The organism is Acinetobacter sp. P1(2023), from assembly GCF_028367635.1.
Classification (GTDB): Bacteria; Pseudomonadota; Gammaproteobacteria; order Pseudomonadales; family Moraxellaceae; genus Acinetobacter; species Acinetobacter pittii_E.
On sequence record NZ_JAQNDD010000013.1, the window covers coordinates 62695 to 88224 of the forward strand.

At 39.2% G+C, this 25530-nt stretch carries 25 protein-coding genes; 11 read left to right on the forward strand and 14 right to left on the reverse strand.

The annotated features are described in order from the left end of the window. The first annotated feature begins 55 nt into the window (after positions 1-55). Positions 56-1351: an OprD family porin gene (locus tag POD11_RS16400; protein WP_262457963.1), complete on the forward strand. Its 1296-nt coding sequence runs from the start codon at positions 56-58 to the stop codon at positions 1349-1351. A 106-nt stretch (positions 1352-1457) separates the two neighbouring features. Here POD11_RS16400 and ppa read toward each other — a convergent pair whose 3' ends face one another. Beyond that, on the reverse strand, positions 1458-1982 hold the full coding sequence (gene ppa / locus POD11_RS16405; RefSeq protein ID WP_002121243.1) for an inorganic diphosphatase: 525 nt from the start codon (positions 1980-1982) through the stop codon (positions 1458-1460). 127 nt (positions 1983-2109) lie between these two features. Continuing rightward, entirely contained in the window at positions 2110-2508 is a 399-nt protein-coding gene (locus POD11_RS16410; RefSeq protein WP_239968109.1) for an MAPEG family protein, read from the reverse strand. A 106-nt stretch (positions 2509-2614) separates the two neighbouring features. Between POD11_RS16410 and POD11_RS16415 the strand changes: the two genes are divergently transcribed. Beyond that, positions 2615-3004 (forward strand): hypothetical protein, encoded by a 390-nt coding sequence (locus tag POD11_RS16415; RefSeq protein ID WP_262457965.1) that lies wholly within the window; start codon positions 2615-2617, stop codon positions 3002-3004. Positions 3005-3044: 40 nt separating this feature from the next. Here POD11_RS16415 and POD11_RS16420 read toward each other — a convergent pair whose 3' ends face one another. From POD11_RS16420 to POD11_RS16445, 6 genes are all read right to left on the reverse strand, one after another. Next, a complete protein-coding gene (locus POD11_RS16420; protein ID WP_016142472.1) occupies positions 3045-4724 on the reverse strand; it encodes a long-chain-fatty-acid--CoA ligase in 1680 nt (559 codons plus the stop codon). Positions 4725-5021: 297 nt separating this feature from the next. Further along, a complete protein-coding gene (gene parC / locus POD11_RS16425; protein WP_262457967.1) occupies positions 5022-7241 on the reverse strand; it encodes a DNA topoisomerase IV subunit A in 2220 nt (739 codons plus the stop codon). Between the two features lie 152 nt (positions 7242-7393). After that, entirely contained in the window at positions 7394-8713 is a 1320-nt protein-coding gene (gene niaP / locus POD11_RS16430) for a niacin transporter NiaP (protein ID WP_002121171.1), read from the reverse strand. Between the two features lie 82 nt (positions 8714-8795). Continuing rightward, on the reverse strand, positions 8796-9440 hold the full coding sequence (locus POD11_RS16435; protein WP_069037023.1) for a trimeric intracellular cation channel family protein: 645 nt from the start codon (positions 9438-9440) through the stop codon (positions 8796-8798). A 45-nt stretch (positions 9441-9485) separates the two neighbouring features. Beyond that, positions 9486-9953, reverse strand: a complete 468-nt coding sequence (locus tag POD11_RS16440) for a YchJ family protein (RefSeq protein ID WP_262457970.1) — start codon at positions 9951-9953, stop codon at positions 9486-9488. Positions 9954-10024: 71 nt separating this feature from the next. Continuing rightward, complete coding sequence (locus tag POD11_RS16445; protein ID WP_239968101.1) at positions 10025-11617, reverse strand: TerC family protein; 1593 nt, start codon at positions 11615-11617, stop codon at positions 10025-10027. A 326-nt stretch (positions 11618-11943) separates the two neighbouring features. On the opposite strand from POD11_RS16445, the gene POD11_RS16450 reads away from it, so the two are divergent. The 4 genes from POD11_RS16450 (at position 11944) to dinB (ending at position 16022) form a co-directional block, all read left to right on the forward strand. Next, a complete protein-coding gene (locus POD11_RS16450) occupies positions 11944-12567 on the forward strand; it encodes a TIGR00730 family Rossman fold protein (protein WP_262457973.1) in 624 nt (207 codons plus the stop codon). A 170-nt stretch (positions 12568-12737) separates the two neighbouring features. After that, on the forward strand, positions 12738-14129 hold the full coding sequence (mdtD, locus tag POD11_RS16455) for a multidrug transporter subunit MdtD (RefSeq protein WP_224993577.1): 1392 nt from the start codon (positions 12738-12740) through the stop codon (positions 14127-14129). Positions 14130-14206: 77 nt separating this feature from the next. Continuing rightward, positions 14207-14965 carry a glycoside hydrolase family 25 protein gene (locus POD11_RS16460; protein ID WP_016142478.1) on the forward strand — a complete coding sequence of 253 codons (759 nt, stop codon included), beginning with the start codon at positions 14207-14209 and terminating at the stop codon, positions 14963-14965. A gap of 1 nt (position 14966) precedes the next feature. Next, a complete protein-coding gene (gene dinB, locus POD11_RS16465) occupies positions 14967-16022 on the forward strand; it encodes a DNA polymerase IV (protein WP_262457976.1) in 1056 nt (351 codons plus the stop codon). A 4-nt stretch (positions 16023-16026) separates the two neighbouring features. Here dinB and POD11_RS16470 read toward each other — a convergent pair whose 3' ends face one another. Then, positions 16027-16143, reverse strand: a complete 117-nt coding sequence (locus POD11_RS16470; RefSeq protein WP_262457978.1) for a hypothetical protein — start codon at positions 16141-16143, stop codon at positions 16027-16029. Positions 16144-16336: 193 nt separating this feature from the next. On the opposite strand from POD11_RS16470, the gene POD11_RS16475 reads away from it, so the two are divergent. Continuing rightward, on the forward strand, positions 16337-16690 hold the full coding sequence (locus tag POD11_RS16475) for a RidA family protein (protein WP_005065666.1): 354 nt from the start codon (positions 16337-16339) through the stop codon (positions 16688-16690). Between the two features lie 146 nt (positions 16691-16836). Here the strand turns inward: POD11_RS16475 and POD11_RS16480 are convergent, their stop codons facing one another. The 4 genes from POD11_RS16480 to POD11_RS16495 form a co-directional block, all read right to left on the reverse strand. Beyond that, positions 16837-17337 (reverse strand): DUF2726 domain-containing protein, encoded by a 501-nt coding sequence (locus tag POD11_RS16480; protein ID WP_262457980.1) that lies wholly within the window; start codon positions 17335-17337, stop codon positions 16837-16839. Positions 17338-17651: 314 nt separating this feature from the next. Further along, positions 17652-20030 (reverse strand): YgiQ family radical SAM protein, encoded by a 2379-nt coding sequence (locus POD11_RS16485; protein WP_262457981.1) that lies wholly within the window; start codon positions 20028-20030, stop codon positions 17652-17654. Positions 20031-20243: 213 nt separating this feature from the next. Then, the gene (locus POD11_RS16490) at positions 20244-21503 is read right to left on the reverse strand and encodes an esterase-like activity of phytase family protein (protein ID WP_262457983.1); all 1260 of its coding nucleotides are present in this window, start codon (positions 21501-21503) and stop codon (positions 20244-20246) included. Between the two features lie 146 nt (positions 21504-21649). After that, a complete protein-coding gene (locus POD11_RS16495) occupies positions 21650-22054 on the reverse strand; it encodes a helix-turn-helix domain-containing protein (protein ID WP_031999558.1) in 405 nt (134 codons plus the stop codon). 81 nt (positions 22055-22135) lie between these two features. On the opposite strand from POD11_RS16495, the gene POD11_RS16500 reads away from it, so the two are divergent. The 4 genes from POD11_RS16500 (at position 22136) to POD11_RS16515 (ending at position 24325) form a co-directional block, all read left to right on the forward strand. Beyond that, complete coding sequence (locus POD11_RS16500) at positions 22136-22621, forward strand: DUF2938 domain-containing protein (RefSeq protein WP_262457984.1); 486 nt, start codon at positions 22136-22138, stop codon at positions 22619-22621. Between the two features lie 19 nt (positions 22622-22640). Next, a complete protein-coding gene (locus tag POD11_RS16505) occupies positions 22641-23207 on the forward strand; it encodes a flavodoxin family protein (protein WP_262457986.1) in 567 nt (188 codons plus the stop codon). Positions 23208-23211: 4 nt separating this feature from the next. Further along, entirely contained in the window at positions 23212-23424 is a 213-nt protein-coding gene (locus POD11_RS16510) for a DUF2798 domain-containing protein (protein WP_239968085.1), read from the forward strand. Positions 23425-23716: 292 nt separating this feature from the next. Continuing rightward, positions 23717-24325: a lytic transglycosylase domain-containing protein gene (locus POD11_RS16515; protein WP_262457988.1), complete on the forward strand. Its 609-nt coding sequence runs from the start codon at positions 23717-23719 to the stop codon at positions 24323-24325. 55 nt (positions 24326-24380) lie between these two features. Here POD11_RS16515 and cysK read toward each other — a convergent pair whose 3' ends face one another. Further along, the gene (gene cysK, locus POD11_RS16520) at positions 24381-25379 is read right to left on the reverse strand and encodes a cysteine synthase A (protein WP_239975887.1); all 999 of its coding nucleotides are present in this window, start codon (positions 25377-25379) and stop codon (positions 24381-24383) included. Positions 25380-25530 lie beyond the last annotated feature (151 nt).

Here is a 25530-nt window from a genome sequence, read left to right on the forward strand (position 1 = left end):
GGCCCTGAACAATAACAAGGCACAGGATTTATCGTTTTTATGAGGTTCTTTAAATATGCTAAAAGCACAAAAACTTACATTAGCAGTTCTCATTTCTGCGGCAATAATTTCCTCAGCTCAGGCAAGCGAGCAAAGTGAGGCAAAAGGATTTGTTGAAGATGCGAACGGTTCTATTCTCTTCCGTACAGGTTACATCAGCCGTGACAAAAAAAATGGCGTAGATGACACCAGTTCATTTGCTCAAACAGCAATTGTAAATATTGATTCTGGCTTTACCCCTGGTATTGTTGGTTTCGGTGTTGGTGTTGTTGGTGATGGTTCATTTAAAATCGGCGACAATAATAACGCTGGTAATAACATGATTCCACGCGAAACATTGAACGGTAAAGAAAACTCTGGTGATACTTATGATCACTGGGCTCGTGGTGGTGGTAACGTAAAAGCACGTTTCTCGAATACAACTGTACGTTATGGTACTCAAGTACTCGACCTACCTGTTCTTGCAAGTAATACAGCTCGTTTAGTACCTGAATATTTCACAGGTACATTGTTAACCAGCCATGAAATTAAAGATTTAGAAGTGATTGCTGGTAAATTCACTAAAAACCAATATTCTGATCAAGTGAACACAGATGGCCGTCGTCTTGACCGTGCAATTGTTTGGGGTGCTAAATACAAGTTTGATGATAATTTAAATGCATCTTACTATGGCCTAGATAGTAAAGATAAACTTGAACGTCATTATGTCAATGTGAACTACAAGCAACCTCTTGCTAATGACAGCTCATTAACTTACGATTTCAGTGGTTATCATACTAAGTTCGATGAAGGTGCTTCTACTTATTCACAAACTACTGATGACCTATCTAATCGTAAGAATAATATCTGGGCAATCTCTACAGCCTATAATACTGGTCCACATAACATCATGGTTGCTTACCAACAAAACAGTGGTAATGTCGGTTATGACTATGGGGAAAATGCTGACGGTGGCCAAAGTATTTATTTGCCAAACTCTTACCTGTCTGACTTCATCGGTAACGATGAAAAATCTGCGCAAATTCAGTACAGTCTTGATTTCGGTAAGTTAGGTGTATTGCCAGGTCTAAACTGGACCACTGCATTTGTATATGGTTGGGACATCAAAGTTAAAGGTTTAACGGATGATGCTGAAGAACGTGAATTCTTTAACCAAGTAAAATATACAGTTCAAAGTGGCTTTGCTAAAGATGCAAGCCTTCGTATTCGTAACTCTTACTATCGTGCAAGTGATGCTTATCAAACCAATGCTTACATCGGCGATACGAACGAATGGCGTTTATTCCTTGATATTCCTGTGAAATTATTCTAATTCACACATCTATCAAACATAAAAAAACCTACGTCTGGCAACAGATGTAGGTTTTTTATCAAGCTCAGAATATCAACTGAGAAATTCTGAGCTTATAAATTAAAGCTTATTTAGCAGCTTCAATTGCTTTTAATACTTCTGCTTTAGCAACATCAGCACCTTCCCAACCACTGATTTTTACCCATTTACCAGGCTCTAAATCTTTATAGTGACTGAAGAAATGCTCAACTTGGCTAATCAATAACGGAGGAAGATCTGTATATTCTTTCACGTCTTTGTAAAGTGGAGATAATTTTTCGTGTGGAACAGCGATTAATTTCGCATCAATACCACCGTCATCTTCCATGTTTAATTTACCCACTGGACGGCAACGAATTACAGAACCAGCAGCAACAGGATGTGGAGTTACAACAAGTACGTCTAACGGGTCGCCATCTTCAGACAAAGTATTTGGAACATAACCATAGTTCGCTGGGTAGAACATTGCTGTACCCATAAAACGGTCTACAAACAATGCATCAGAATCTTTGTCGATTTCATATTTAATTGGTGCTGCATTTGCAGGAATTTCAATGATGACATAGATGTCATTTGGTGCATCTTTACCTGCTGGGATATTGCTGTAACTCATATCAATACTCTTTCGTTATGAAGTCAGATGTAAAATCCACTCGATTATAGCGTGGATATCATCAAAATGATGCCGATTATACAATGGGCACACGCGAAAGTTGATATGAATGGTGACAGAATGACACTCAAGTCAGTTTTATCGTGACCACTAATAAGAAGATTGGACACAATATAGATAAGAACCAGACAATCGAACGTAGAGTTGCCCAGTTACTTAAATAGCAGATGCCATAAATAACTCTTAAAATAATATAAGCCCAACCTAATCTTAGAATGAAATATTCCGGAACAACCATATATTCAGCCATTAAAACAGCTGTTAAGAATAACGGCAGGCTTTCAAAACTATTTTGTTGTACGGCATTAGCGCGAGCAGCAAGACCTGTTGTTTTAGCAAGAAAGGCTCTCGGGTTTTGATTGTCACTAGGCTGAAAACCGCCCGTAAATTTTGCAATTACGGTAAATGCGTATGGCAGCAAACATGCCACTAAAATAATATAGATAATGCCGCTGATGCCCTGCATAGTGCCATCCATCACTGAAAATACTGTTGATCATGCTATCATAACATTGCGTTTTTACCTGAAATTTTATGCAATCACTTGTCATCACTGATTAATAGGGCCATATATGCAACAACCTGATCAAAAAGAATTGTTTGAAGTCTTAGATAAGCAAAAACAGAATCAACTTCAGGTGGATCGTGTATTAAAAATCGTACTCCCGATTGTCGCTTTTTTATTGAGTGTGATTTGTGCAAATCTGAATTGGCAATCGACACTAGGCACCTTTGTCATTTTAACAATTACCTTTATTGCGGTCGGTGTTAAAAGGCTTCCTTTACGGCATTGGTTAATTGTGATTGCCCTATATTGCCTTGTTGATAATTATTTAAGTTATGGTCAACTTGATTTAACTCATCTACGCTTACAACTTGGCACAATGCTTGTTTTTGTTGGAATGGTAGGAATTGGCCGTCCCTATATAGACCGCTGGTTTATGAAAAGTCACAAAATATAAAAACAAAAAAAGCGCCCTAAGGCGCTTTTTCATTAACTTTTTAAGCTGGTTTACGTAAGTCTTTACGTAAGATTTTACCTACGTTTGATTTAGGTAACTCATCCATAAACTCAACATAACGAGGGCGTTTATAACCTGTTAAGTTCTCTTTAGCAAAGTTCAAAATTTCTTCAGTCGTTAAGCTTTGATCTTTTTTCACGATAAAGAGTTTTGGCACTTCACCTGATTTTTCATCTGGAACACCAATTGCAGCAACTTCCAATACTTTTGGATGTTTAGCAATCACTTCTTCGATTTCGCTTGGATAAACGTTAAAGCCAGAAACCAAAATCATATCTTTTTTACGGTCTACAATTTTTGTATAACCACGGCTATCCATAACACCGATATCGCCCGTACGGAAGAAGCCATCCGCTGTCATGACCTTAGCTGTCTCATCAGGACGGTTCCAATAGCCTTTCATGACTTGAGGACCGCGAATTGAGATTTCACCTTGCTCACCTAAAGCAACTTCTTTACCGTCATCATCTAAAATAGCAACTTCTGTTAAAGGTAATGGAATACCAATTGTGCCGCTAAATTCAGTAGATGCAGGAGGATTTGCAGTCGCTACCGGAGAAGTCTCAGATAAGCCATAACCTTCAATAATGGTTGTGCCTGTAATTTTCTTCCAAGCTTCTGCTGTAGAAGGTAATACTGCCATACCACCGCCCATCGCCATTTTTAAATTGCTATGATCAAGTTGTTTGAACTCTTCATTATTCACTAACGCATTAAATAATGTATTTACTGCGGGGAAGAATGATGGCTGATATTTACGTAATTCATTAATTACAGCAGGTAAATCACGTGGGTTCGGAATCAAAATATTTGCTTGGCCTTTATACATACCGTACATCGCGCAAACCATGAACGCAAAAATATGATAAAGCGGTAATGCACAAACGATACGGTCGCCTTTAGCCCCATCATTTGCACCAAATTTACTTTGGAAAATACCGTCACACTGTAAAAGGTTGGCAACCAAATTGCGGTGAGTCAGCTCAGCACCTTTTGAAACACCCGTTGTACCACCCGTATATTGAAGTACTGCAGTATCGCTTAAAGTTAAGTTCGGACGCTTATAATTACTCGGACTTTCTTTATTTAATGCTGTATTAAATTTAACGTGCCCAGGAATATTCCAAGCAGGAATTTGCTTACGTACTTTACGTAATACAAAATTTACCAATGTGCCTTTAAGTGTACCAAGCATATCCCCTACTGTCGCAACTACAACATGCTTCACAGGAGTTTTACCTAAAATACTTTGGTAAACACTGGCAAAGTTTTCAATAATCACGAGTACTTCTGCACCCGAGTCATTTAATTGATGCTCAAGCTCACGCGCAGTATAAAGCGGGTTTACATTCACCAACACTAAGCCTGCACGTAACACAGCTAATGCAACTACAGGATATTGCAATACGTTCGGCATCATTACTGCCACACGAGTTCCCTTTGCTAACCCCAAATTTTGCAAATAGGTCGCGAACTTACGGCTTGCAAGTTCTAACTCGTTAAATGACATTGCCTTATCCATGAAGATAAAGGCATCACGAGAACCAAATTTTTGGAAATTACTCTCAAAAATATCAACAAGAGAAGTATTTTCCGCAGGCAATGCTACTGTTTCTGGAATCCCTGTTTTTTGGTATTCTGCAAACCAAATCTTTTCCATAATGCCATTATCTCCGATTCGTAATCCTTAGTAATAACTGTTATTCAATGCCCCAGCTATTCTTTAGCTTCTTGGTGCCAGAACATATTTAAAACTTATTGGCACATTCATGACACTTTCGAACAAGATTATGAGACAGAAGTTTTGACAATTTGACTCTGTCAAATTTTTTGTATGGAGTACAAATTACGTACTCCAAATTGCTGTCCTTTTAATCGTTATCCAATACCAACAAGTTCAGTTCATTGCTTGAACATGTTGCCATATATAGCGTATTTATGTTGCCCGACGCTAGCTTTATCTCTGAATCAACAGTTTATTTGCTTTTTGATATCCACGTGGTAAGAGATGACCTTTTGAAGCTCGTTTACCCATGTATTTTTGTAGATCATCACCTTTTAATTTTAGATGTTGTTGACCTGCAACCACCTGAATTATTTCATCTAAATTCAGGGTTGTCATGGATAAAATCTGCTCTTTCGCTTCAAGTTGTATCAACTTATTACCTTTACCCTTATTTAAATTTGGCAGTTCTGACAAATCAATAATCAGGAGTCGACCTGCTGAGCTGAGTACAGCCAAATGTGTCATATTTTGGGCAGAGATTAATGGTAGAGCTTTTGATTTTTCAGGTACCGATAAGAAACTTTTTCCGGCCTTGGCATTAGTATCTAGCTGTTTAACTTGAGTTTTAAAACCATAGCCTGATGAGCTGGCAGCAATAAGTTCTGAGTCTTCATCATCTAAGTAGACCTGAATAAACGCGACTCCACTTGCAGGTGCCAATTTCGAACTTAGTGGTTCACCTAACCCCCTTGCTGATGGCAAGCTGCTAATAGGTAAGGCATAACTACGCCCCGTCTCATCAAGGAAATAAATTCGTTGGTTGGTTTTACCTACCGCATGACTTAAATATTGGTCGCCAGCGCGATAGTTTAAATTCTCTGCATCAACATCCGCACCTTTTGCAGCACGAATCCATCCCGCCTCAGATAAAACCACTGTTACTGCTTCAGCTGGCATTAAATCCTGTTCTCTAATTTGAACAGCTTCAGCACGCGCGACAATTGGAGAACGGCGTTCATCACCAAACTTTTTCGCGTCTTCTTTTAATTCACCAATAATCAGACTCTTTAAAGATTCTGGATTTTCTAATTGTTCACGGATAATGGCAGCTTTTGCAGCAAGTTCATCTTGCTCATGACGGATTTCCATCTCTTCAAGTTTTGCCAAATGACGCAACTTGAGTTCTAAAATTGCTTCTGCTTGTATCTCATCAATTTTGAAATTTTCCATCAAGACAGGTTTAGGCTGATCTTCTTCACGAATAATACGAATGACTGTATCAATATCAAGATAAGCAATTAAAAGACCTGCCAAGATATGCAGGCGCTTTTCAATTCGGTTTAAATGATATTCTAAGCGGCGAGTTACCGTTTTTTTACGGATCTCAATCCATTCAAGCAAGATACGACGAATCGATTTAACTTGAGGACGGCCATCCTCACCAATCATGTTTAAATTAACACGGTAGCTCGATTCTAAATCGGTAGTCGCAAATAAGTGGCTCATCACCGCTTCTGCATCAATACGGTTAGAACGCAGTACAATCACGAGTCGTGTTGGATTTTCATGATCCGACTCGTCACGAATATCAACGACTAATGGCAGTTTTTTGGCCTGCATTTGGTCGGCAATTTGAGTAATCACCTTAGAACCCGATACTTGATACGGCAATTCGGTAATCACAATTTCATTTTTTTCGATGGTATAAACCGCTCGCATGCGGTAACTACCACGTCCAGTCATCTGGATTTTGAGTAATTCTTCTGGCGGCGTAATAATTTCAGCTTTGGTGGGTAAATCTGGCGCTGGAATATATTCAGCCAATTTTTCATCTGATGTTTGCGGATTACGAATTAAAGCAATTGTTCCTTTAATCACTTCACGCAAATTATGTGGCGGAATATCGGTCGCCATACCAACCGCAATACCGGTTGTACCATTCAGCAGAATATTAGGGACTCGTGCTGGCAACGTAATCGGTTCTTTTAAAGAACCATCAAAGTTATCTTGCCACTCACTCGTGCCTTGTCCTAACTCACTTAGTAATAACTCACTGTAGGCAGAAAGTTTTGCCTCGGTGTAACGCATCGCAGCAAACGATTTAGGGTCATCTGGTGAGCCCCAGTTCCCTTGACCTTCGATTAAAGGATAGCGATAACTAAATGGCTGAGCCATTAACACCATGGCTTCATAACATGCCGAGTCGCCATGTGGATGGTATTTACCGAGTACGTCACCCACAGTACGTGCCGATTTTTTTGGCTTACCACTGCTTTTTAAGCCCAACTCGCTCATGGCATAGACAATACGGCGCTGTACAGGTTTTAAGCCATCACTGATATGTGGCAATGCACGGTCCATGATGACGTACATGGCATAATTCAGGTAAGCCTGTTCAGTAAATTCGGCTACAGAGCGGTTTTCTGTCGCTTGATGCGCAAGGCTGGTCATAGTCAGCTTATCTTCCAAATCAGTCGTTATTTTAAGTGAGTCTTATGCTAAGTGGGCTATGTTACAGACACAAGAGGGACTCTGTCACCTGAGCGTCAAATTATGTCTCATCTCTCTATATTTTTAGTTACTTGCTATAAAGTTAGGCAAAACTAGAGACCGATCGACTCTAGTCTTTTACCTTGAGTTTCTTCACCTAATATTAAAATTACAGCTGCAACCAAGAGTAAAACAATAGTGAACATCATAAAAACATGGCTAAAGCCATTTTTGGAAACCATCATATGAGTGACGACGATCGGCGCCAAAATTCCGCCTAGACGGCCCATTGCAGATGCCCACCCCGAACCAAAAGCCCGAATATTGGCCGGATATTGCTCTGGTGTATAGGTATATAACACACCCCATGCACCCAGATTAAAGAAGGACATGAGACAGCCCCAAAACATAATGCTATTCACACTGTCGGCTTGTCCAAAGAAATATGCAGACAACGCACAAAATCCGATAAATGCAGCAAGTGTAATTTTTCTACCCAATCGCTCTACAAACCATGCCGCTGCTAAGTAGCCGGGTAGCTGTGCCAAAATCATCAACAAAACATATTCAAAAGATTTAACGATGTCATAGCCCTGTTTTACCAATAAACTTGGTAGCCACGTAAAGATGCCATAGTAGGAATACACAATTCCAAACCAGATGAGCCAGAGCATTAAACTACGGCGAGCAAATTGACCACTCCAAAGTTGTTTAAAAGAGACTTTTTGTCGCATGGCAACAGGCACAACTTCAATGTGATGAACAATTTGTACACCTGCTTGAGCTTCTAATTTTTGAACTAATGCGTGTGCTTCTTCAACACGTCCACGGTTAATCAGGTACGGTATCGATTCAGGGAGTTTTTTCCAAATGACTAAAATATAAATCAGTGGAAGGCCACCCATAAGAAAGGCGATATGCCAACCAAATTTAGGAATAATAAAATAAGAAATGAGTGCAGCAACTAACCAGCCTAAACCCCAAAAACTTTCGAGTAGTACAATAAAACGGCCACGAACATGAGCAGGGATATATTCACTCACCAATGTCACTGCAACCGGTAATTGTCCACCAAGTCCAAGACCAACAATAAAACGAAAAATTAATAACCACTTTAGATCTGGAGCAAATGCACATAAGGCCGTTGCTATACTATAGATCGCCATGGTCACTGCAAATATTGTCTTTCGGCCAAAGCGGTCTGCTAAAGCTCCCGAACAAACAGCTCCAATAGCCATTCCTACAAAACCGATACTCACAATCCAACCGCTTTCGGCTGGTGTTAATGCCCAGTCCTTAACAAGCGTTGTCATGATAAAAGCAATGATCCCTGTGTCCATCGCATCAAACATCCAACCTAAACCAACCACCCACAATAGTGTGTAGTGGAATTTGCCAATTGGAAGATTTTGTATACGTGAAACCAGATCCATAGGAAAAACTCTACTGGAAAAAATAAGTGAGCAAGACAATATATTTTATTGTTATAGCATGCTCACATCGAATTCTGCATGATTAATGTTCGTCGGTTGAAGAAGCCGATTCTGCATCATCATCTTTATAAATAAATTTAGGCATTTCTAAACCAAAATAAATCGCAATTAGACGCAAAGTAAAGCCGAAAATTAAGGTTGAAATAACGGTTAACTCTAGGCTGAATCCTAAGTCCTGACAAACCCAGTAACAGATGACTGCCACAAAAGAGATACTCGCATAGAGTTCGCGGCGGAAAACGAATGGGACATCGTTACATAAAATATCACGTAAAATACCGCCAGATACTCCAGTCAACACCCCTGCTACTGCCGACACGACAAAACCATGTCCCATTTGTAGGGCAATCTGGCAACCAATGATCGTAAACCCAATTAGGCCTAAAGCGTCGAGTACCAAAAAGATGTTATGTAAATGACGCATCCATTTAGCAATAATGATTGTGACAAATGCAGCACAGCAGGTCAGAACCAAATATTCAGGATGTTTTACCCAAGTTAAAGGATAGTGACCAAGCAATACATCACGTACCGAACCACCACCTAACGCAGTTACACAGGCAATCAGTACGACACCGAACCAGTCCATACTCCGTCGCCCAGCAGACAATGCGCCTGTCATCGCTTCCGCAGTAATCGCAATAATATAAATAACGGTGAGTAACATCGCCCTTTCCCTCAGGCCAAACAGTGGGCGTATTTTAAGATAAAGTTATAGGTATTGTGCACAGCATTGCTTAAATTTTTTTCCAGAACCGCATATACAAGGTTGCTTCATCGTAACACGCATATCGACCGTTGGATCGAGGAAAAACCATTGTTGTTGATGAAATACAAAATGTGAAACCTCATGGTGAATTTGGGCTTTTTGTCTATCATGATAATGAGCCTTGAACTCAACCTGTGCATGGGTTTTATCTAATTTTTCATTGGCGTTAACCACCTCTAAACCCAACCACTGATTTTGTTTACTCCACTCAGCAATTGCCTCTTTATCAAGAGCTGTTTGCTGACCTAAAGCAGTGGTTTGCACAATATAATCGATTTGCTGTAATGCAAAAGCGCTATAACGTGAACGCATAAGCTGCTCTGCTGTTAGTGCTTTTGCTGCACCTAAATGTAAAGGCTCACAGCATTCTATATAGCTGCCTTTTCCACATGGACAATTTTGTTGGGTCATTTGGTGCTTCTCAAATAAAAAATAGCTCAAAGTTGAGCTATTTTATGATGTTTCTAGACTTAAAACTTTATTTAATCTTTTGGTTCATCTTGCTCAATAGAAACAATATGAACTTTCTCGATTTTATGACCTTCCATCGTAATCACTTCAAAGCGGTAACCGTCCGCCTCAACAGCTTCACCATTTTCTGGTAAACGACCTAAATGGAATAACAAGTAACCCGATAAAGTTGAATACTGCTCGCTTTCATCAACGAGATCACGACCTAATAAAAGTGATACGTGACGAATGTCAGTTGAACCTTCAAGCATTAATGAACCATCTGCCAAACTTTCGGCAGCAGCATCTAATTCATCTTCATCCGGGAATTCACCCGCAATTGCTTCTAAGATATCAATTGGCGTTGCGATACCTTCGATAGAACCATATTCATTTAATACGATGGCCATTTGTAAAGGAGCTTGACGTAATTGTTCCATAACCATAAGTACTTGAGCATTTTCATGCACAATCACAGGTTCACGTAAATGCTTTTGGAAATCAATCACGCCTGTTTCAATAAAGTTATTTAAAACTTTATGCGTAAGCGCAATACCTTCAATATTATCGAGCTCACCACGTGCAACGATCAAACGAGAGTGAGTCATTGACATTAAACGTTCTTTTAAAACTTCAGGTTCATCGTCTAAGTCAATCCACTCTAATTCAGGACGTGGAGTCATAACAGACTTTACTGGGCGCTCTGATAAGCCAAGTACACCTTGTACAAGCACACTGTGATAAGCGCCGTTTTCTTCGTCAAAAACTTCATCTGCAAACGCTTGTGTAGCCAGTACGTCTTCTTTATCAGCTGATTGGGCATCTGAACTAGAACCACTATTTTTACTGCCTAACATACGTAAAACTGCAGAAGCCGTGCGATAACGTAAATCTGTGGTTGTAACCATCTTTTCCTGATTGCGGCGCATGCTTTGATTGATAATTTCTACCAAAACCGAGAAACCAATTGCAGCATATAAGTAGCCCTTCGGAATATGGAAACCAAAACCTTCCACGACCAAAGAAAAACCGATCATCATCAAGAAGCCAAGACACAGAATAACGACTGTTGGATGTTTATTAACAAAGTCCATGAGTGGTTTAGATGCCCACAACATGATTCCGACAGCAATCACAACCGCAACCATCATGATCGACAGCTCTTTCACCATACCTACAGCTGTAATCACACTGTCTAATGAGAATACCGCATCAAGCACGACAATCTGAACAATGACCATCCAGAACGCAGCATGAACAGGATTGTCTTCTTTATGAAGCTGTTTTCCTTCCATTCGTTCATGCAATTCCATGGTGCCCTTAAAGAGTAAGAACACACCACCGAATAACAAAATCAAATCACGACCAGAGAAAGGATGATCAAAAATATGGAAGAGTGGTTCAGTCAGCGTCACGACCCAAGCAATCGAGGCTAAGAGTACAAGGCGCATTCCCAAGGCAAGTATTAAACCAATTATACGTGCTTTAGCTCGTTGCTCTGGCGGCAATTTTTCGGCCAAAATCGCGATAAAAACGAGGTTATCGATCCCCAATACAATTTCAAGAACGATTAAAGTTGCTAAACCCACCCAAGCAGAGGGATCAGACATCCATTCAAAGATCATTGATCCTGCTCCTGTGTCGTTTGAATTTTATCTTTATTTGGCAACACAACAGGCGTGCCTACACAAAGTGCGGAAAATGTTTTTTTAGGACAAGAAATTAAAACGGAGCGACTACAACCACTACCCATATTTGTTCATATGTTGTTAAACGATTTTTTAGTATAGGCAAGATTTAACATAAATTCATCATTTTTATTTGTACATAACTAGCATTCACCAAACCCATACAAAACATGAATCTTTCTTATAAATCTGCTTATAAAGTTGTCATATCTTTTGCTTAGTGTAGACAAGAAATATGAACGTGATAAGGTGAAAATAAAGCAATGAATAGCGTATTAACAATGGCAGTAAATGATTTACCAATAACAGCTGTAAAAACAAAACAACCTCTTATTGCATTATATTGTGGTTCACGTGCAGGAAATAACCCAATCTATCGAGAAAAAGCAATTGAACTTGCTCACGGAATTGCTGAACAAGGCTTTGGTTTAGTCTATGGCGGTGCCAGTATCGGTTTAATGGGACAAGTCGCAGATAGCGTTCTCGCAAACGGCGGAGAGGCTGTCGGTGTGATCCCTGAATTTATGCTTGATTATGAAGTCGCACATGCAGCACTAACTGAATTACATGTCGTAGAAACCATGCATGAACGTAAGGCCATGATGGCAGAGCGTGCAAGTGCATTTATTGCATTACCCGGCGGTTTAGGAACGTTCGAAGAAATATTGGAAATAGCCACGTGGGGCCAACTTAACCAACATCAAAAACCCATGATTTTGTATAACGTAAATGGCTTTTATAATGCATTGATTGCCCAGCTAGACCATGCAGTTCAAGAAGGTTTTCTTCCCCTTCAGCATCGAGCTAAATTAATTGTATGTGATGACGTCGATCAAATTTATAACGTCATTAAAAATTTAAAAATGCCGAAAAGATTTGTTGTCTAGTAGTCTATCTATTTCCATAAAAAAGCGGTTCTGCCGCTTTTTTTGTTTTAACTATTTTCACCGGTGCTTCCAAAAGAGCTTAGATTTAGTAAAGGGGTATTCAACATTGACTTACTTCTTTTAAATTCAATTTGTTTTACACTAGATCAAAACGCTAATTTTTAAATGTTATGAATGCCACGCCGACTCACCAAGCCTTGCAACCCGAATATCGCTTACTCGTTCTTTTGGTTTCTATTGGCTTTTTTATGCAGGCCTTGGACACAACGATTGTAAATACCGCTATTCCTGCAATGGCTCATCATCTCAATGAGGATCCTTTGCGCATGCACAGCGTAGTGGTGGCCTATGTTTTATCAGTAGCCGCCTGCATTCCTTTAAGTGGATGGTTAGCAGACCGCTTTGGTGTTAGAAATATTTTCTTATCGGCAATCGTTATTTTTACTTTAGCCTCTTTAGGTTGTGGTCTTTCTCAGAGCCTCAATGAACTCTTATTTTTCCGAGTCATCCAAGGCGTAGGCGGAGCCTTACTACTTCCTGTTGGCCGACTATCACTTTTAAAGATTATTCCACGCACTCAGTTTTTAGCCGCAATGAGCTTAATGAGTCTTGCAGGTTTACTCGGGCCTTTGGCTGGTCCAACTTTAGGTGGCTGGTTAGTTGAAGTTGCAACTTGGCACTGGATTTTCCTCATCAATATTCCCATGGGTATCTTAGGTATATTAATGACGTTAAAAGTCATGCCAAATGTAAAAGAACCCTCAGTCAAAAACTTTGATTTGGGCGGCTTCATTTTATTAGTAGTGGCCATGATTGGCTGGTCTTTGGGTATCGAACATTTAGCCTCGCCAGAATATTCAAAATGGTTCAGCATTTCGCTATTAGTAGTCGGCATAATCGCAACACTTTGGTATGCCTATCATTCACATACTCATCAAAATGCATTATTTCGTAGCCGACTCTTTAGAAACAAGATTTACGCGATTGGTATTTTAGGGAATTTCTTTGCACGCTTTGGTGGTAATGCCTTACCTTTTGTTTTACCACTCATGTTACAAGTCGCTTTTGGTTTTGAACCCTTTATTGCAGGTTTAATGATGATTCCATTGGTCCTAGGTTCATTATTTTCAAAGCCAATTGTCAGACCTATTATTCAAAAAATTGGCTATCGACGTTTTTTACTCATCAATACAACACTCGTTGGATTATGTATTGCCTCTTTTGCCATCATGACAGTCGATACTCCAACTTGGTTTAGAGCCTTACACTTCTTCTTATTTGGCACATTAAATTCCCTGCAATTTGTTGGCATGAACACATTGACCTTGAAAGATTTGCCTCAACAAGATGCGAGTAGCGGTAATAGTTTCTTATCGATGATTATGATGCTTTCAATGAGTATTGGTGTGGCACTAGCAGGCACCCTTATTAATATCTTTACCCATTATTATGGTGCAGACCATGTGACAACAGCGTTTCATGTCACCCTCATTTGTCTCGGTTGTATCAATGTCATTACTGCATTTATTTTCTGGCAAATTCCAAAGGATACGTCTGTTTAAGCGGTTGCATTTTTAGCGTAGTTTCTCTTTCATAAATCACGCTATGATGTTTACTTCATATTTTTAATGAGTTTTGCATGACCAAACTGGCTAAACCCTTTTTCACAGCACGGCACAATGCCTTAATTGGAATTGGCTTGGCTTGTGTTATGGGAGTCTTAGCTTATTTTGGTTTGTTCTATCAACAAAAAGCCGTTGCACAAGATTATCCAGTTCAGGGCTTTGACGTTTCTCACCATCAGGGTGACATTAACTGGAAAAAGATATCACCTGAAAAATTCCAATTCGTCTATTTAAAAGCAACCGAAGGCGGGGATTATAAAGATCCAAAATTTCAAGAAAACTGGTTAAAAGCACGCGAACATGGGTTCCATGTTGGGGCCTATCATTTTTATCGCCTATGTCGTGATGGTAAAACACAAGCCGAAAATTTTATTGCAACAGTTCCAAATAAAACCGATGCTCTTCCTCCCGTCATTGATCTGGAATATGACGGCAACTGTATTAATGCGCATACAAAAGAACAATTACTTAAAGAAATAGGCATTATGCATGACCGCTTAAAACAGCATTATGGCAAACAGCCTATTTTTTATATTTCTAAAACCTTTTACCACATTGTGCTAATAGGTAATTTTCCCAATACACCGCTTTGGGTTAGAGATTACGAAGGTAAACCTGAGCTGAAAGACAAAAGAAAATGGCTCTTTTGGCAGCATAGTAATCAGGGTAAAATTGAAGGCATGACAAAGCCAGTAGACCTCAATGTTTATGAGGGTTCAGTCAAAGAATGGCACCAATTTTTACAGCAGCAAGGCATCGTGAAAGCACAATAATATGCGCAAAATCATTCATATCGATATGGATGCCTTTTATGCATCGGTCGAATTACGGGAACGCCCTGAATTAAGGCATCTACCCGTTGTTATCTCATCTCATCATCCCCGAGCTGTGATTGCTGCTGCATCCTATCCTGCCCGCGAATTTGGTTTACGTTCAGCCATGTCGATGACTCAGGCAAGGAAACTATGCCCTCAGGTCGTTATTATTGAGCCAAATTTTGAAAAATACCGTACAGTTTCCGCGCAAATTCACTCGATCTTTCAGCAATATACGCTGCTTATTGAACCGTTATCTTTAGATGAGGCCTATCTAGATGTCACTGAAAACCTAAAACAGATGGCAAGTGCAACTGAAGTGGCTATGCACATTCGGGAAGATATTTTTAGATTAACAGGACTTACTGCATCGGCTGGTGTAGCACCAAATAAATTTTTGGCAAAAATTGCTTCCGACTGGAACAAACCGAATGGTTTATGTGTAATTAAACCTTCGCAAGTTGCTACTTTTATTCAAGACCTCCCACTAAAAAAGATTCCTGGGGTGGGTAAAGTCACTCAGGAAAAATTACAACAGCTTCAGTTACATACTTTAGGTGATTTACAGAAAATTGAAGAAGCCGTTTTAGTTCATCATTTTGGCAAATACGGACAACAGCTTTATTTATATGCACAAGGCATTGATCATAGGCCTGTTCAAGCTGAAAGAGCTCGCCAACAAATCTCCAAAGAGACCACCTTCGATAGTGATTTTACTTTGGCTCAATGCCAGCCCTATTGGCAGGGATTAGCTGAAAAAGTCTGGCAAACTCTAGAGAAAAAACAACTCAATGCACGTGGCGTAAATATAAAGCTTAAACTTAAGAATTTTCAGACATTACAACATAGTAAAAGCTTTAAAAGACCGATCCAGTCGCTACAGGACTTAATCCAAGTTTTATTTTTATTATTAAATGAAATGCAAATACCTGAACATTTCCAATTTCGCTTGATTGGTATAGGGGTTTATCAATTACAGACCCAAGCCGATGACTTCCAGCTTAACCTTTGGTAATTGATTAATTTTTACCCGAAAGAGCAACTTTTGAACAAAATAGGCTCCCTTTTACCCAAACTTTAGAGTAACCTAATCCACGCACATTCATTACCCATGTATTTGCAACATGCCAAAGCAACCTTTACTTTCGGCATATCGTCCTGTGATTGGCGTGACGACCAAATCCGAATATTGCAGGGCTCTTCTGATACATGGCTTAACTATCCCCTCATCACAATAATCTACTGAAATTCCTTTTTACTTGCTTGCACCGAGCTAGTAACTCTTCATAAAATCAAAACTATTAATAAAGTCACTCTAGAGCATTTTTTATGACGGTAAAGCGTTTACACGTTACTTCACGCTACTGCGAAGTCGCGATTTCAGGTAATTTGGTCCACTTAGCTGGACAACTCGCAGACGATACAAGCGCAGATGTTACAGGACAAACTCAACAAACTTTAGACAATATTGATCGTCTATTGGCAGAAGCAGGAACTGATAAAACCCATATTCTTTCTGTCATGATTTTTCTAAAAGATATCGAAAAAGACTATGCAGCAATGAATGCCGTTTGGGATGCATGGATTAGTGAAGGACATCCACCCGCACGCACTTGCGTAGAATCAAAGCTCTATGCGCCAGATGTGCTTGTAGAAATGACGGTTGTTGCGGTACTTCCATAGTTTTATACATATAAATCTAAATAAAAATGAGCAATATTTTTTGCGATATTGCTCATTTTTTGAGTGGTTTTAAAATCTTTAATGTCGACATATTATTAAGATCTTCTTTAATGAATTCTCCTATCAATTGCTATAGTGACTCATTTTTAAGACTTCACAAAAGCATTTGACATTCTTTCTAACTGTGGCGTTGCATGCAAAGTTGCCAGTTCTGATTCAGGACTTAATAAATCTCTTCTTAAATCATCATAATCAGGCACACCGCTATAATGCAGCACACGATAACCAGCTAATTGTAATAGACGACGTTCATATTGTTGATGCGCTCGGCGTAAACCATTTTCCCCTAGAACAACGATTACGACTACCTGATAATTTTGGTCAAGTACAACAAAATCAGCTGCCATATTTTGATATTTACGGCGAGTATGCGCATATTTTGTAGTTAAAAGAGCATCAAAAGATACATGTGCCAACACGGTAAATTTAGGAAAAACTGTTTGTAGCCGGGTTAAGGTCATTTGCTCATGACTGGTTAAAACTGCACGGCGCTTTAAAGCACTATCATGTTGACGCCTTCGTGAAAGGCTTTTCACAGCCATCACAACAGCCAGAAATAATAATAAGATCGTGATTAAATAGTACATGGGTCCAATCCTTTAGGTTTTTTATAATGATTTTGCTAGATCACACTTTGTTGTAATTGATAACGACACAGCCGTTTTTAAAAGGTTCACTTAGTAATTTCACTTGTAGTTTTTCAAGCTTGGCTTAAATTTAGCCACCCTCACATTATTTATAATCATAGAGTCTTCAACAATCAAGTGCAGCTCGTCAGATTTTTAGTATTTCTCATTATTATTTACGTTTTTTGTACTTTAAATCTTCAAAAATCTCATTATACGATTTAAATCGTCACATTAAAAACAAAACAGGCTCTGTTTAAGAGCCTGTTTTATCATTATCCACGAGTTTTTGATTTTGGTTTACTTTTACCACCAAATGGTCTCTTCTCGCCTGTTTCACGAGGAGGTAAGCCTGTATGCTGAGTAAGTAGCTGACCTTTTTGTGGACGCTTCTGATTTGAATGATTATTCGTTTGCTGGTTATTTCGTTTAACTGAATCACCTGCAGTAGTCGAATTTTTCTTACGTGCAGATTTGTATTCCCCTTCTGTGCCTTTTGGCTGATAAGTTGGAATTAAATGCTGCTTCGAATTACCAATTAAATCGGCACGACCCATTTCTTTTAAGGCTTCACGAAGTAATGGCCAGTTGTTTGGATCATGGTAGCGTAAGAATGCTTTATGCAGACGACGGCGTTTTTCACCTTTTACAATATCAACTTTTTCAGTATAACGAGCGACTTTAGCAAGCGGGTTTTTGCCCGAATAATACATGGTTGTTGCAGTTGCCATTGGCGATGGATAGAACGTCTGTACCTGATCGGCACGGAAGCCATTCTTTTTCAACCAAATTGCAAGATGCATCATGTCATAATCTGAAGTACCTGGATGTGCAGCAATAAAGTAAGGAATTAAATATTGCTCTTTTCCTGCTTCTTTACTGAAACGATCAAACATTTGTTTGAAACGATCATACGTACCAATACCCGGTTTCATCATCTTAGATAACGGGCCTTGTTCAGTATGCTCTGGAGCAATTTTTAAATAACCGCCAACGTGATGTTGTACCAACTCTTTGACATATTCAGGGTTCAATACAGCAAGGTCATAACGTAAACCCGAACCAATCAGAATCTTCTTCACCCCTTTAATCGCACGTGCTTTACGATAAAGCTGTACTAAAGGTGCATGGTCGGTATGCAAGTTTTGACAAACACCCGGATATACACAAGAAGGTTTACGGCAGTTCTTTTCAATTTCCGGATCCTTACAATGCAAACGGTACATGTTTGCTGTTGGACCACCTAAGTCAGAAATAATACCGGTGAAGTTTGGTGCCGTATCACGGATTTTTTCAATCTCACGTAAGATCGAATCTTCCGAACGGTTTTGAATAATACGCCCTTCATGTTCTGTAATTGAACAGAATGTACAACCACCGAAACAGCCACGCATAATATTGACCGAGAATTTGATCATATCAAATGCAGGGAAACGAGCATCGCCGTAAGTAGGATGTGGTAAACGTGCATAAGGTAAATCAAACACATAGTCCATTTCCTCAGTGGTTAGAGGAATTGGAGGTGGGTTGATCCAGACATCACGCTCACCATGACGTTGAACGAGTGCGCGGGCATTACCCGGGTTGGTTTCAAGGTGCAAAATACGGTTTGCATGCGCGTAAAGCACTTGATCATTCGCTACTTCTTCAAAAGAAGGCAAACGAATTACCGCCAGTTCTCGTGGAGGTAATTTGTGTTTAATCGCTTTTGACGGTGCTGGCTTTAATTGAACAATTTGAGTGTCGTCATCGAGTTTGTCGCCTTCACGCACAATCGGGTTTGCAACAATCTCTTTTTGGAAATTTTGATATTGAGCTAAAGAGTTACCCTTTTCTTTTTCAACCTCACAGCCATCAATATCTTCAGTCATGACATATGGGTTAATAATTGGATCAACACGCCCAACCGTATCTACATCATTACTCGCAACCTCAACAAACTTTGCTTTTGATGCTTTGTTATGTTTATTAATAATAAATGCCGTGCCACGAACATCTGTAATCTCGTGGATTTTTTCACCTTTGGCCAAACGGTGCATCACATCAATAATGGCACGCTCACCATTACCGTACATCAGCAAATCAGCTTTTGAGTCCATCAAAATCGAACGACGAACCTTATCTGACCAATAATCGTAGTGCGCAATACGACGTAAACTACCTTCAATACCACCTAATAATACAGGTACATCAGGGAAAGCTTCACGACAACGTTGGCAATAAACAGTAGCTGCACGGTCAGGACGTTTGTTCGGTTCGTTATTAGGAGAATAAGCATCATCAGAACGGATTTTACGATCTGCCGTATAACGGTTAATCATCGAATCCATATTGCCTGCTGTCACACCCCAAGCAATCGTTGGCTTACCTAAAACGCGGAAGCTTTCAACATTGGTCCAGTCTGGCTGCGCGATAATTCCGACACGGAAACCTTGTGCCTCAAGCACACGTCCAATCACACCCGATACAAACGATGGATGATCAATATAAGCATCGCCACAGACCAAAATAAAGTCACATGCATCCCAGCCGAGTTGGTCCATTTCTTCTCGTGACATCGGCAAAAATGGTGCGGGTTCAAAACACGACGCCCAATATTTGTCGTAATCAAACAGCGCTTTTGGCGCAGTCTGCATGGTGTAGGCAGTAGACATGGCTTGCGAATCTCGGCTAGCAGATGGAGGAGAGACATCTAAAGATGAAAGCCGATCATTTTAACATGAATTTCATTCATTTTCCCTGTTTATAAAACATGCGAAAACAATAATATAGAAATTAATTTGATTAAAGTTTACTCAATATTTTATTATTGGAATAAATACGGCAGAATAAAATCTGCCGCATTTTTAATTTTTTATTTGTAAAGCTTAGAACAAAGCTTTTGGCAAACGAATCTGAATAATCTCATTATCATCAGCCAGTTTTGCGTTACGCCCTGTCGACCCAGGGAAGTTATTATCATTGAAAACGGTAAGTGTTGTGCCATTTTCAATAATCACATCTTCAATCGTCTCAAATGGAAAAGCAAAAACCTGTCCCGTACCAATATCCCCTGCTCTAGCTGTGCTATACAACAAATTCGGGTTAGCGATTTTAATTAAATCGACTAAATCTTCACGGTTTACTAGCTGACCTGACTCATTCAGTTTAATACGAATTAACTTTTTATATCCGCCTAAATTATTCTGAGTCGCATCACGCTCAATAATAATGCCTTCTTTATCATTAAAGAGTTGGAAGTCACCAATATTAGTTGCCTTGCTGTCTAACTGGAACCAATAATATTTTCCTGTATACGCTTTTTTCTTCAGGTCAAATTGCGAAATCAGCAACTGTCTTTCCGTTTCCCGAATTGATTTAATTGGCTTTTCTATAAGAGGATAAAGATACTGTCCATCTGACGAAATCGCCATTCCTTCAAAACCACCACTTTGCTGAACTAGAGGTTCTACCAAATTAATTTGTGCTTTATTAAACTGATTTTGTGGTGAACGTAGCTCTTGAGTCGGGTTTAACGGATTTGGCAAAGCAATCGGTGCATCTAATAACACGCCATCTGCTGAAAAATGAAGTAAATAAGGTCCAAATTCATCGCCAATCCAGTAAGTTCCATCATTAGAACGTTGCATAGATTCTGGATCAAAATCAGCGCCCGTTAATAATCGATCAGCTGTATTACCATTCACGATATTAAACGGAATTAATTTGTTCGGATCACGCAGCTGGATAAAGCTTTGCACAGTCACTTGACCGGTGCCTTTAGCTTTAGTTTTGAAATCAGGCTTCAGTTTATAAATACGAAGTAAAAAGTCTGCTGAATTATCTTGAGTTCCGAAACCGTTATCAGCCATTGCCATATAACTGCCATCTTCATTTTTTAATGCAGCAGAAAACCCCTGTACAGGTTGACCTTTAAATGGAGGATAAATTCCATTTGCACCTTTTACATATGCGCCAGAGTCTGGGCCAGCAGAATAAGTTTCTACAGGTAATTTGGCAAAAGAAATTAAGGTTGGTTCGGTAACTTTTTCAGTAGGCGTAGTTTGTTCTTGATCGTTATCATCATTGCATGCCGTCAATCCTAAACTGGCGCAGCATAATAATGCCGCTAATGTTTTTTTGCTCATAGTTTTATACAGTTGGTAAAAAATTAAGCAAATTTAATCAAGCTTATATGAAGTTTTTACTTCAAAAAGATGAAATCTTTATGGCGAAAATATGACAATCCCAAATGTTCAATACAAACACCCACTAAGTAACTTCATTAAAAAAATTAAAGTTTCGTTGGCTGATATTCTCCAGCAATTGCTGCTTTCAAAAAGTTCTGAAAGGTTGGGCATTCCATATGATTTTCGGCAGGACATACAGCAGCATGTTGTAATCCCTGACTAATAAAATGCAGTCGCTTTGCCATGTGCTCTAACTGTTCAGCTTTATCTTTTAGTTTTTGCCGATCAAGCTCTGGCTTACCATCTTGCCCAAACATTGTGGCAATTTCATTTAAAGAAAATCCTGCAGCACGACCTAAAGCAATGAGTGCCAATTGATCAAGTACTTGTTTGCCATATTGTCTACGTAAGCCTTGCCGTCCTATCGATTTAATTAAGCCTTTCTCTTCATAAAAACGTAGGGTAGCGGTTGTGACTTTTGCTTTTTTAGCGACTTCACCAATATCCATAACAACCTCTTGACTTCAAGTGAACTTGAACTTGCACAATAAATTTATCACGTTTTAGGTGTATAAATGCAAGGTGTAAAAATGAATACCTCCACAATATTCTTTCAAGCTTTATTTCTTGGTATTGGTGCAACTATTTTCATGGATATCTGGCTGTTAATATTAAAGATATTCAAAATTCCGACCTTAAATTTTTCCTTTCTCGGACGCTGGGTCGGCTGGATATTTCAAGGGAAACTCATCCATCAAACTATTGCACAAAGCCCTCAAATTAAAGGTGAATATTTATTGGGCTGGATTGCACACTACAGTGTTGGGATTATCTTCGCATTAAGTTTTGTTTTCATTGCCAGCTCAGATTGGCTTATTCATCCTCAGTTTTACTCAGCTCTACTGTTTGGCTTGGTCACCGTTCTCATTCCTTTTTTTATTATGCAACCTGCCATGGGTAATGGCTTTGCTTCATCAAAAACACCCCATCCTTTTTTGAACTGTCTAAAAAGTTTAATGAACCATAGTGTTTTTGGCTGTGGCTTATATCTCACTGCAAAACTATTTCAAATTTAAATAAAAGAGGAAACTGCCCATGAAAACTGTTGCCATTATTTACCATAGCCGCCAAGGTCATACCCAATTTATTGCTCAGCAAATTCAAATTGGCGTCTTGAGCCATCACAATATTAAAGTAGATTTACTCAATGCTGTGGATCTTATCGAGCGCCCAGGAATTCTTATCCAATATGACGGATTAATTTGGGGATCTCCCACTTATTTAGGGGGTGTATCTTCTAAGTTAAAACAACTCATGGATGCAACAGGCCCTTTATGGAAAAAACAGAGTTTTAAAGGAAAATTAGCAGCTGGGTTTACTGTTTCCTCTCTTCCTGCAGGTGATAAACAATCGACGTTAATTTCGATTTTTACCTTTTGTATGCAGCACGGTATGCTCTGGGTTGGAAACCCAATTCTGCCAGAACAACCTCAAGGTGTTGCTTATGCAAAAGCAGCTAACCGTCTCGGTTCATGGTCAGGCTTAATGGCTCAAGCTGAACATGGCAGTAATGCCGATAGGTTTGATGAAGGAGATATTAAAACTGCTCAACAATTTGGAGAAAATTTTGCATTGACCTTAAATGCTTATCAAGGAAGATAAGACTATGAAAGCACAGAGGCTTTTATTTCTCTTAATTTTATCTGGAATGATGTCTTTTATAATTTCAGGCATTTCAACTTTTAAAGTAGTGGGACTAAATCATCATTTCCTTTCATTGTGGATTTCCGCCTGGATTATTGCATGGATATTGGCTTTTCCAAGTGTATTGATTTGTGCTCCTATAGCTCAGAAACTTGTCGTCATTGTATTTAAGTAAGTTGATCTGTAAGTTAAAACGTACAAAACTTGCGGCGATTTGCGGATATTCATCTTTAGTATTTTTTCATACTATATGAAACATAGAGAGACAGGATGTCTCATTGAAGAAGAATAAGAACGCAGGAAGCGGTAGTTGACAGGAGTTAACTACATAAAGCTGAATACGAAGAAACCTCGACAGGATGTCGGGGTTTTTTCATTTCAATTATACAAAATTCTTACTTTTTAGATGCGCGGAGCAACAGAACTTGTATTGATCTGATAAGTACAGCTGAATACCATCATTTCATTTGAAATTTGATTATTGGTTTTGTATTTTGTTTACCTCATCTTTAGCTCAAGATCATTTTGAACCATCACAATTACAGCGCCTTAGTCTCAAATTTTTTATTATTGCGTTGATGACAATAATGACGGGGTGCACCAGCTTAGGACCTAATAGTGGCTCTTTTTCTTGGCGCTCTAATAAACTCTCATCAGGCTTACAAAAAGCTTATTCTGTCCCGCCGAGCACAGCCAATCGTTTATCTCCCATGATTATTCAAAGTGCTGACCAATATAATGTACCCCCCCTTTTACTTGCAGCAGTGATTAGACAAGAGTCTAGTTACAATAGTAATGCTCGCTCTCCTACTGGTGCAGTCGGTTTAACTCAAATTATTCCGAGCTATTGGCAACAAACTTGTGCAGGGAATTTATATGATGAAACTACTAATATCCAATGTGGTGCTTATATCTTAAACCACTATTATCAGTCAGCTGATAGTTGGTTCAAGGCAACAGCTTATTATAATGTAGGACCATCTGGTTATGAGCGAAGCTTCTGGACACGTCACAAAGCAAAAAAATACGCTCGATCTGTGAAGCGGCATCAGAAAAATTTAAAAAGTGCCTTATAAATTGAGATCAAATAAAAAAGCCCATTTATTAATGGGCTTTTTTATTTAGTTAATTTTATTCGTCAAATAAACCTTCAAATAAAACAGAAGATAAATAACGCTCCCCGCTATCAGGAAGAATAACGACTATTGTTTTACCAGCATTCTCAGGACGCTCTGCAATTTTAGCAGCAGCAGCCAAGGCAGCTCCACTTGAGATACCTACCAAAATACCTTCTTGAGTTGCACAGTTTCTTGCCCATTGAATTGCTTCTTCACTACTCACTGGTAAGACTTCATCAACCAGATTTAAATCAAGATTCTTTGGAATAAAGTTTGCACCAATCCCCTGAATTTTATGAGGTGCAGGAGTGATATTTTCTCCATTTTTGGTTTGAGTAATAATTGGAGACTCAGCAGGCTCAACAGCTACGGAGTATAGTGGCTTATTTTGGACTTGTTCAAAATAACGAGAAATACCTGTAATCGTACCGCCAGTACCTACGCCAGCAACTAAAATATCAACTTGCCCACCTGTTGCTTGCCAGATTTCTGGGCCAGTTGTATCTACATGAATTTGTGGATTGGCTGGGTTTTCGAATTGTTGAGGTAAGAAATAAACATCTGGCTGTTCAGTTGCTAATCGTACAGCTTCATCAACTGCACCTTTCATCCCTTTCGCTGGTTCAGTTAAAACTAAATTAGCGCCTAAAGCTTTTAATACTTTTCTACGCTCAAGACTCATGCTGGCTGGCATAGTCAAAGTAATTGGATAACCCTTCGCTGCAGCAACAAAAGCCAATGCAATCCCTGTATTACCACTGGTTGGTTCAACAATATGCATACCGTCTTTTAATACACCACGTTTCTCTGCATCCGCAATTAATGCTGCTCCAATACGGCATTTCACAGAAAAGGCAGGATTACGACTCTCTACTTTTGCTAATACAGTTGCGCTCGTTTTAATCAAACGGTTAATGCGGACTAAAGGCGTATTACCAATAGCTTCTGCATTATTTGAATAAACTGCGATACCTAAATTATTGGGTGTGGGGAATTGCTGATCGGTAGACATGTTATATCCTTATTAGACTTGATATGAATTTATTCCATTATAATCATATAAAGAATTGAGGATACAAATTCCGCGCATAAAAAAACACCCCCACTAATTGTGGGGGTGTTTAGAATAATGAGCTGGCGATGACTTACTCTCACATGGGTAA

Bases quoted from the DNA above. Each gene is read 5' to 3' on its own strand.
- POD11_RS16460 (WP_016142478.1), top strand. From the start codon at position 14,207: ATGACCAAACTGGCTAAACCCTTTTTCACAGCACGGCACAATGCCTTA.
- POD11_RS16415 (WP_262457965.1), top strand. From the start codon at position 2,615: ATGCAACAACCTGATCAAAAAGAATTGTTTGAAGTCTTAGATAAGCAA.
- POD11_RS16420 (WP_016142472.1), bottom strand. From the start codon at position 4,724: ATGGAAAAGATTTGGTTTGCAGAATACCAAAAAACAGGGATTCCAGAA.
- POD11_RS16435 (WP_069037023.1), bottom strand. From the start codon at position 9,440: ATGTTACTCACCGTTATTTATATTATTGCGATTACTGCGGAAGCGATG.
- POD11_RS16450 (WP_262457973.1), top strand. From the start codon at position 11,944: ATGAATAGCGTATTAACAATGGCAGTAAATGATTTACCAATAACAGCT.
- POD11_RS16495 (WP_031999558.1), bottom strand. From the start codon at position 22,054: ATGGATATTGGTGAAGTCGCTAAAAAAGCAAAAGTCACAACCGCTACC.
- dinB (WP_262457976.1), top strand. From the start codon at position 14,967: ATGCGCAAAATCATTCATATCGATATGGATGCCTTTTATGCATCGGTC.
- POD11_RS16400 (WP_262457963.1), top strand. From the start codon at position 56: ATGCTAAAAGCACAAAAACTTACATTAGCAGTTCTCATTTCTGCGGCA.
- POD11_RS16485 (WP_262457981.1), bottom strand. From the start codon at position 20,030: ATGTCTACTGCCTACACCATGCAGACTGCGCCAAAAGCGCTGTTTGAT.
- ppa (WP_002121243.1), bottom strand. From the start codon at position 1,982: ATGAGTTACAGCAATATCCCAGCAGGTAAAGATGCACCAAATGACATC.
- POD11_RS16445 (WP_239968101.1), bottom strand. From the start codon at position 11,617: ATGATCTTTGAATGGATGTCTGATCCCTCTGCTTGGGTGGGTTTAGCA.
- cysK (WP_239975887.1), bottom strand. From the start codon at position 25,379: ATGTCTACCGATCAGCAATTCCCCACACCCAATAATTTAGGTATCGCA.
- POD11_RS16510 (WP_239968085.1), top strand. From the start codon at position 23,212: ATGAAAGCACAGAGGCTTTTATTTCTCTTAATTTTATCTGGAATGATG.
- parC (WP_262457967.1), bottom strand. From the start codon at position 7,241: ATGACCAGCCTTGCGCATCAAGCGACAGAAAACCGCTCTGTAGCCGAA.
- POD11_RS16505 (WP_262457986.1), top strand. From the start codon at position 22,641: ATGAAAACTGTTGCCATTATTTACCATAGCCGCCAAGGTCATACCCAA.
- POD11_RS16410 (WP_239968109.1), bottom strand. From the start codon at position 2,508: ATGCAGGGCATCAGCGGCATTATCTATATTATTTTAGTGGCATGTTTG.
- POD11_RS16480 (WP_262457980.1), bottom strand. From the start codon at position 17,337: ATGTACTATTTAATCACGATCTTATTATTATTTCTGGCTGTTGTGATG.
- POD11_RS16440 (WP_262457970.1), bottom strand. From the start codon at position 9,953: ATGACCCAACAAAATTGTCCATGTGGAAAAGGCAGCTATATAGAATGC.
- mdtD (WP_224993577.1), top strand. From the start codon at position 12,738: ATGAATGCCACGCCGACTCACCAAGCCTTGCAACCCGAATATCGCTTA.
- niaP (WP_002121171.1), bottom strand. From the start codon at position 8,713: ATGGATCTGGTTTCACGTATACAAAATCTTCCAATTGGCAAATTCCAC.
- POD11_RS16475 (WP_005065666.1), top strand. From the start codon at position 16,337: ATGACGGTAAAGCGTTTACACGTTACTTCACGCTACTGCGAAGTCGCG.
- POD11_RS16490 (WP_262457983.1), bottom strand. From the start codon at position 21,503: ATGAGCAAAAAAACATTAGCGGCATTATTATGCTGCGCCAGTTTAGGA.
- POD11_RS16500 (WP_262457984.1), top strand. From the start codon at position 22,136: ATGAATACCTCCACAATATTCTTTCAAGCTTTATTTCTTGGTATTGGT.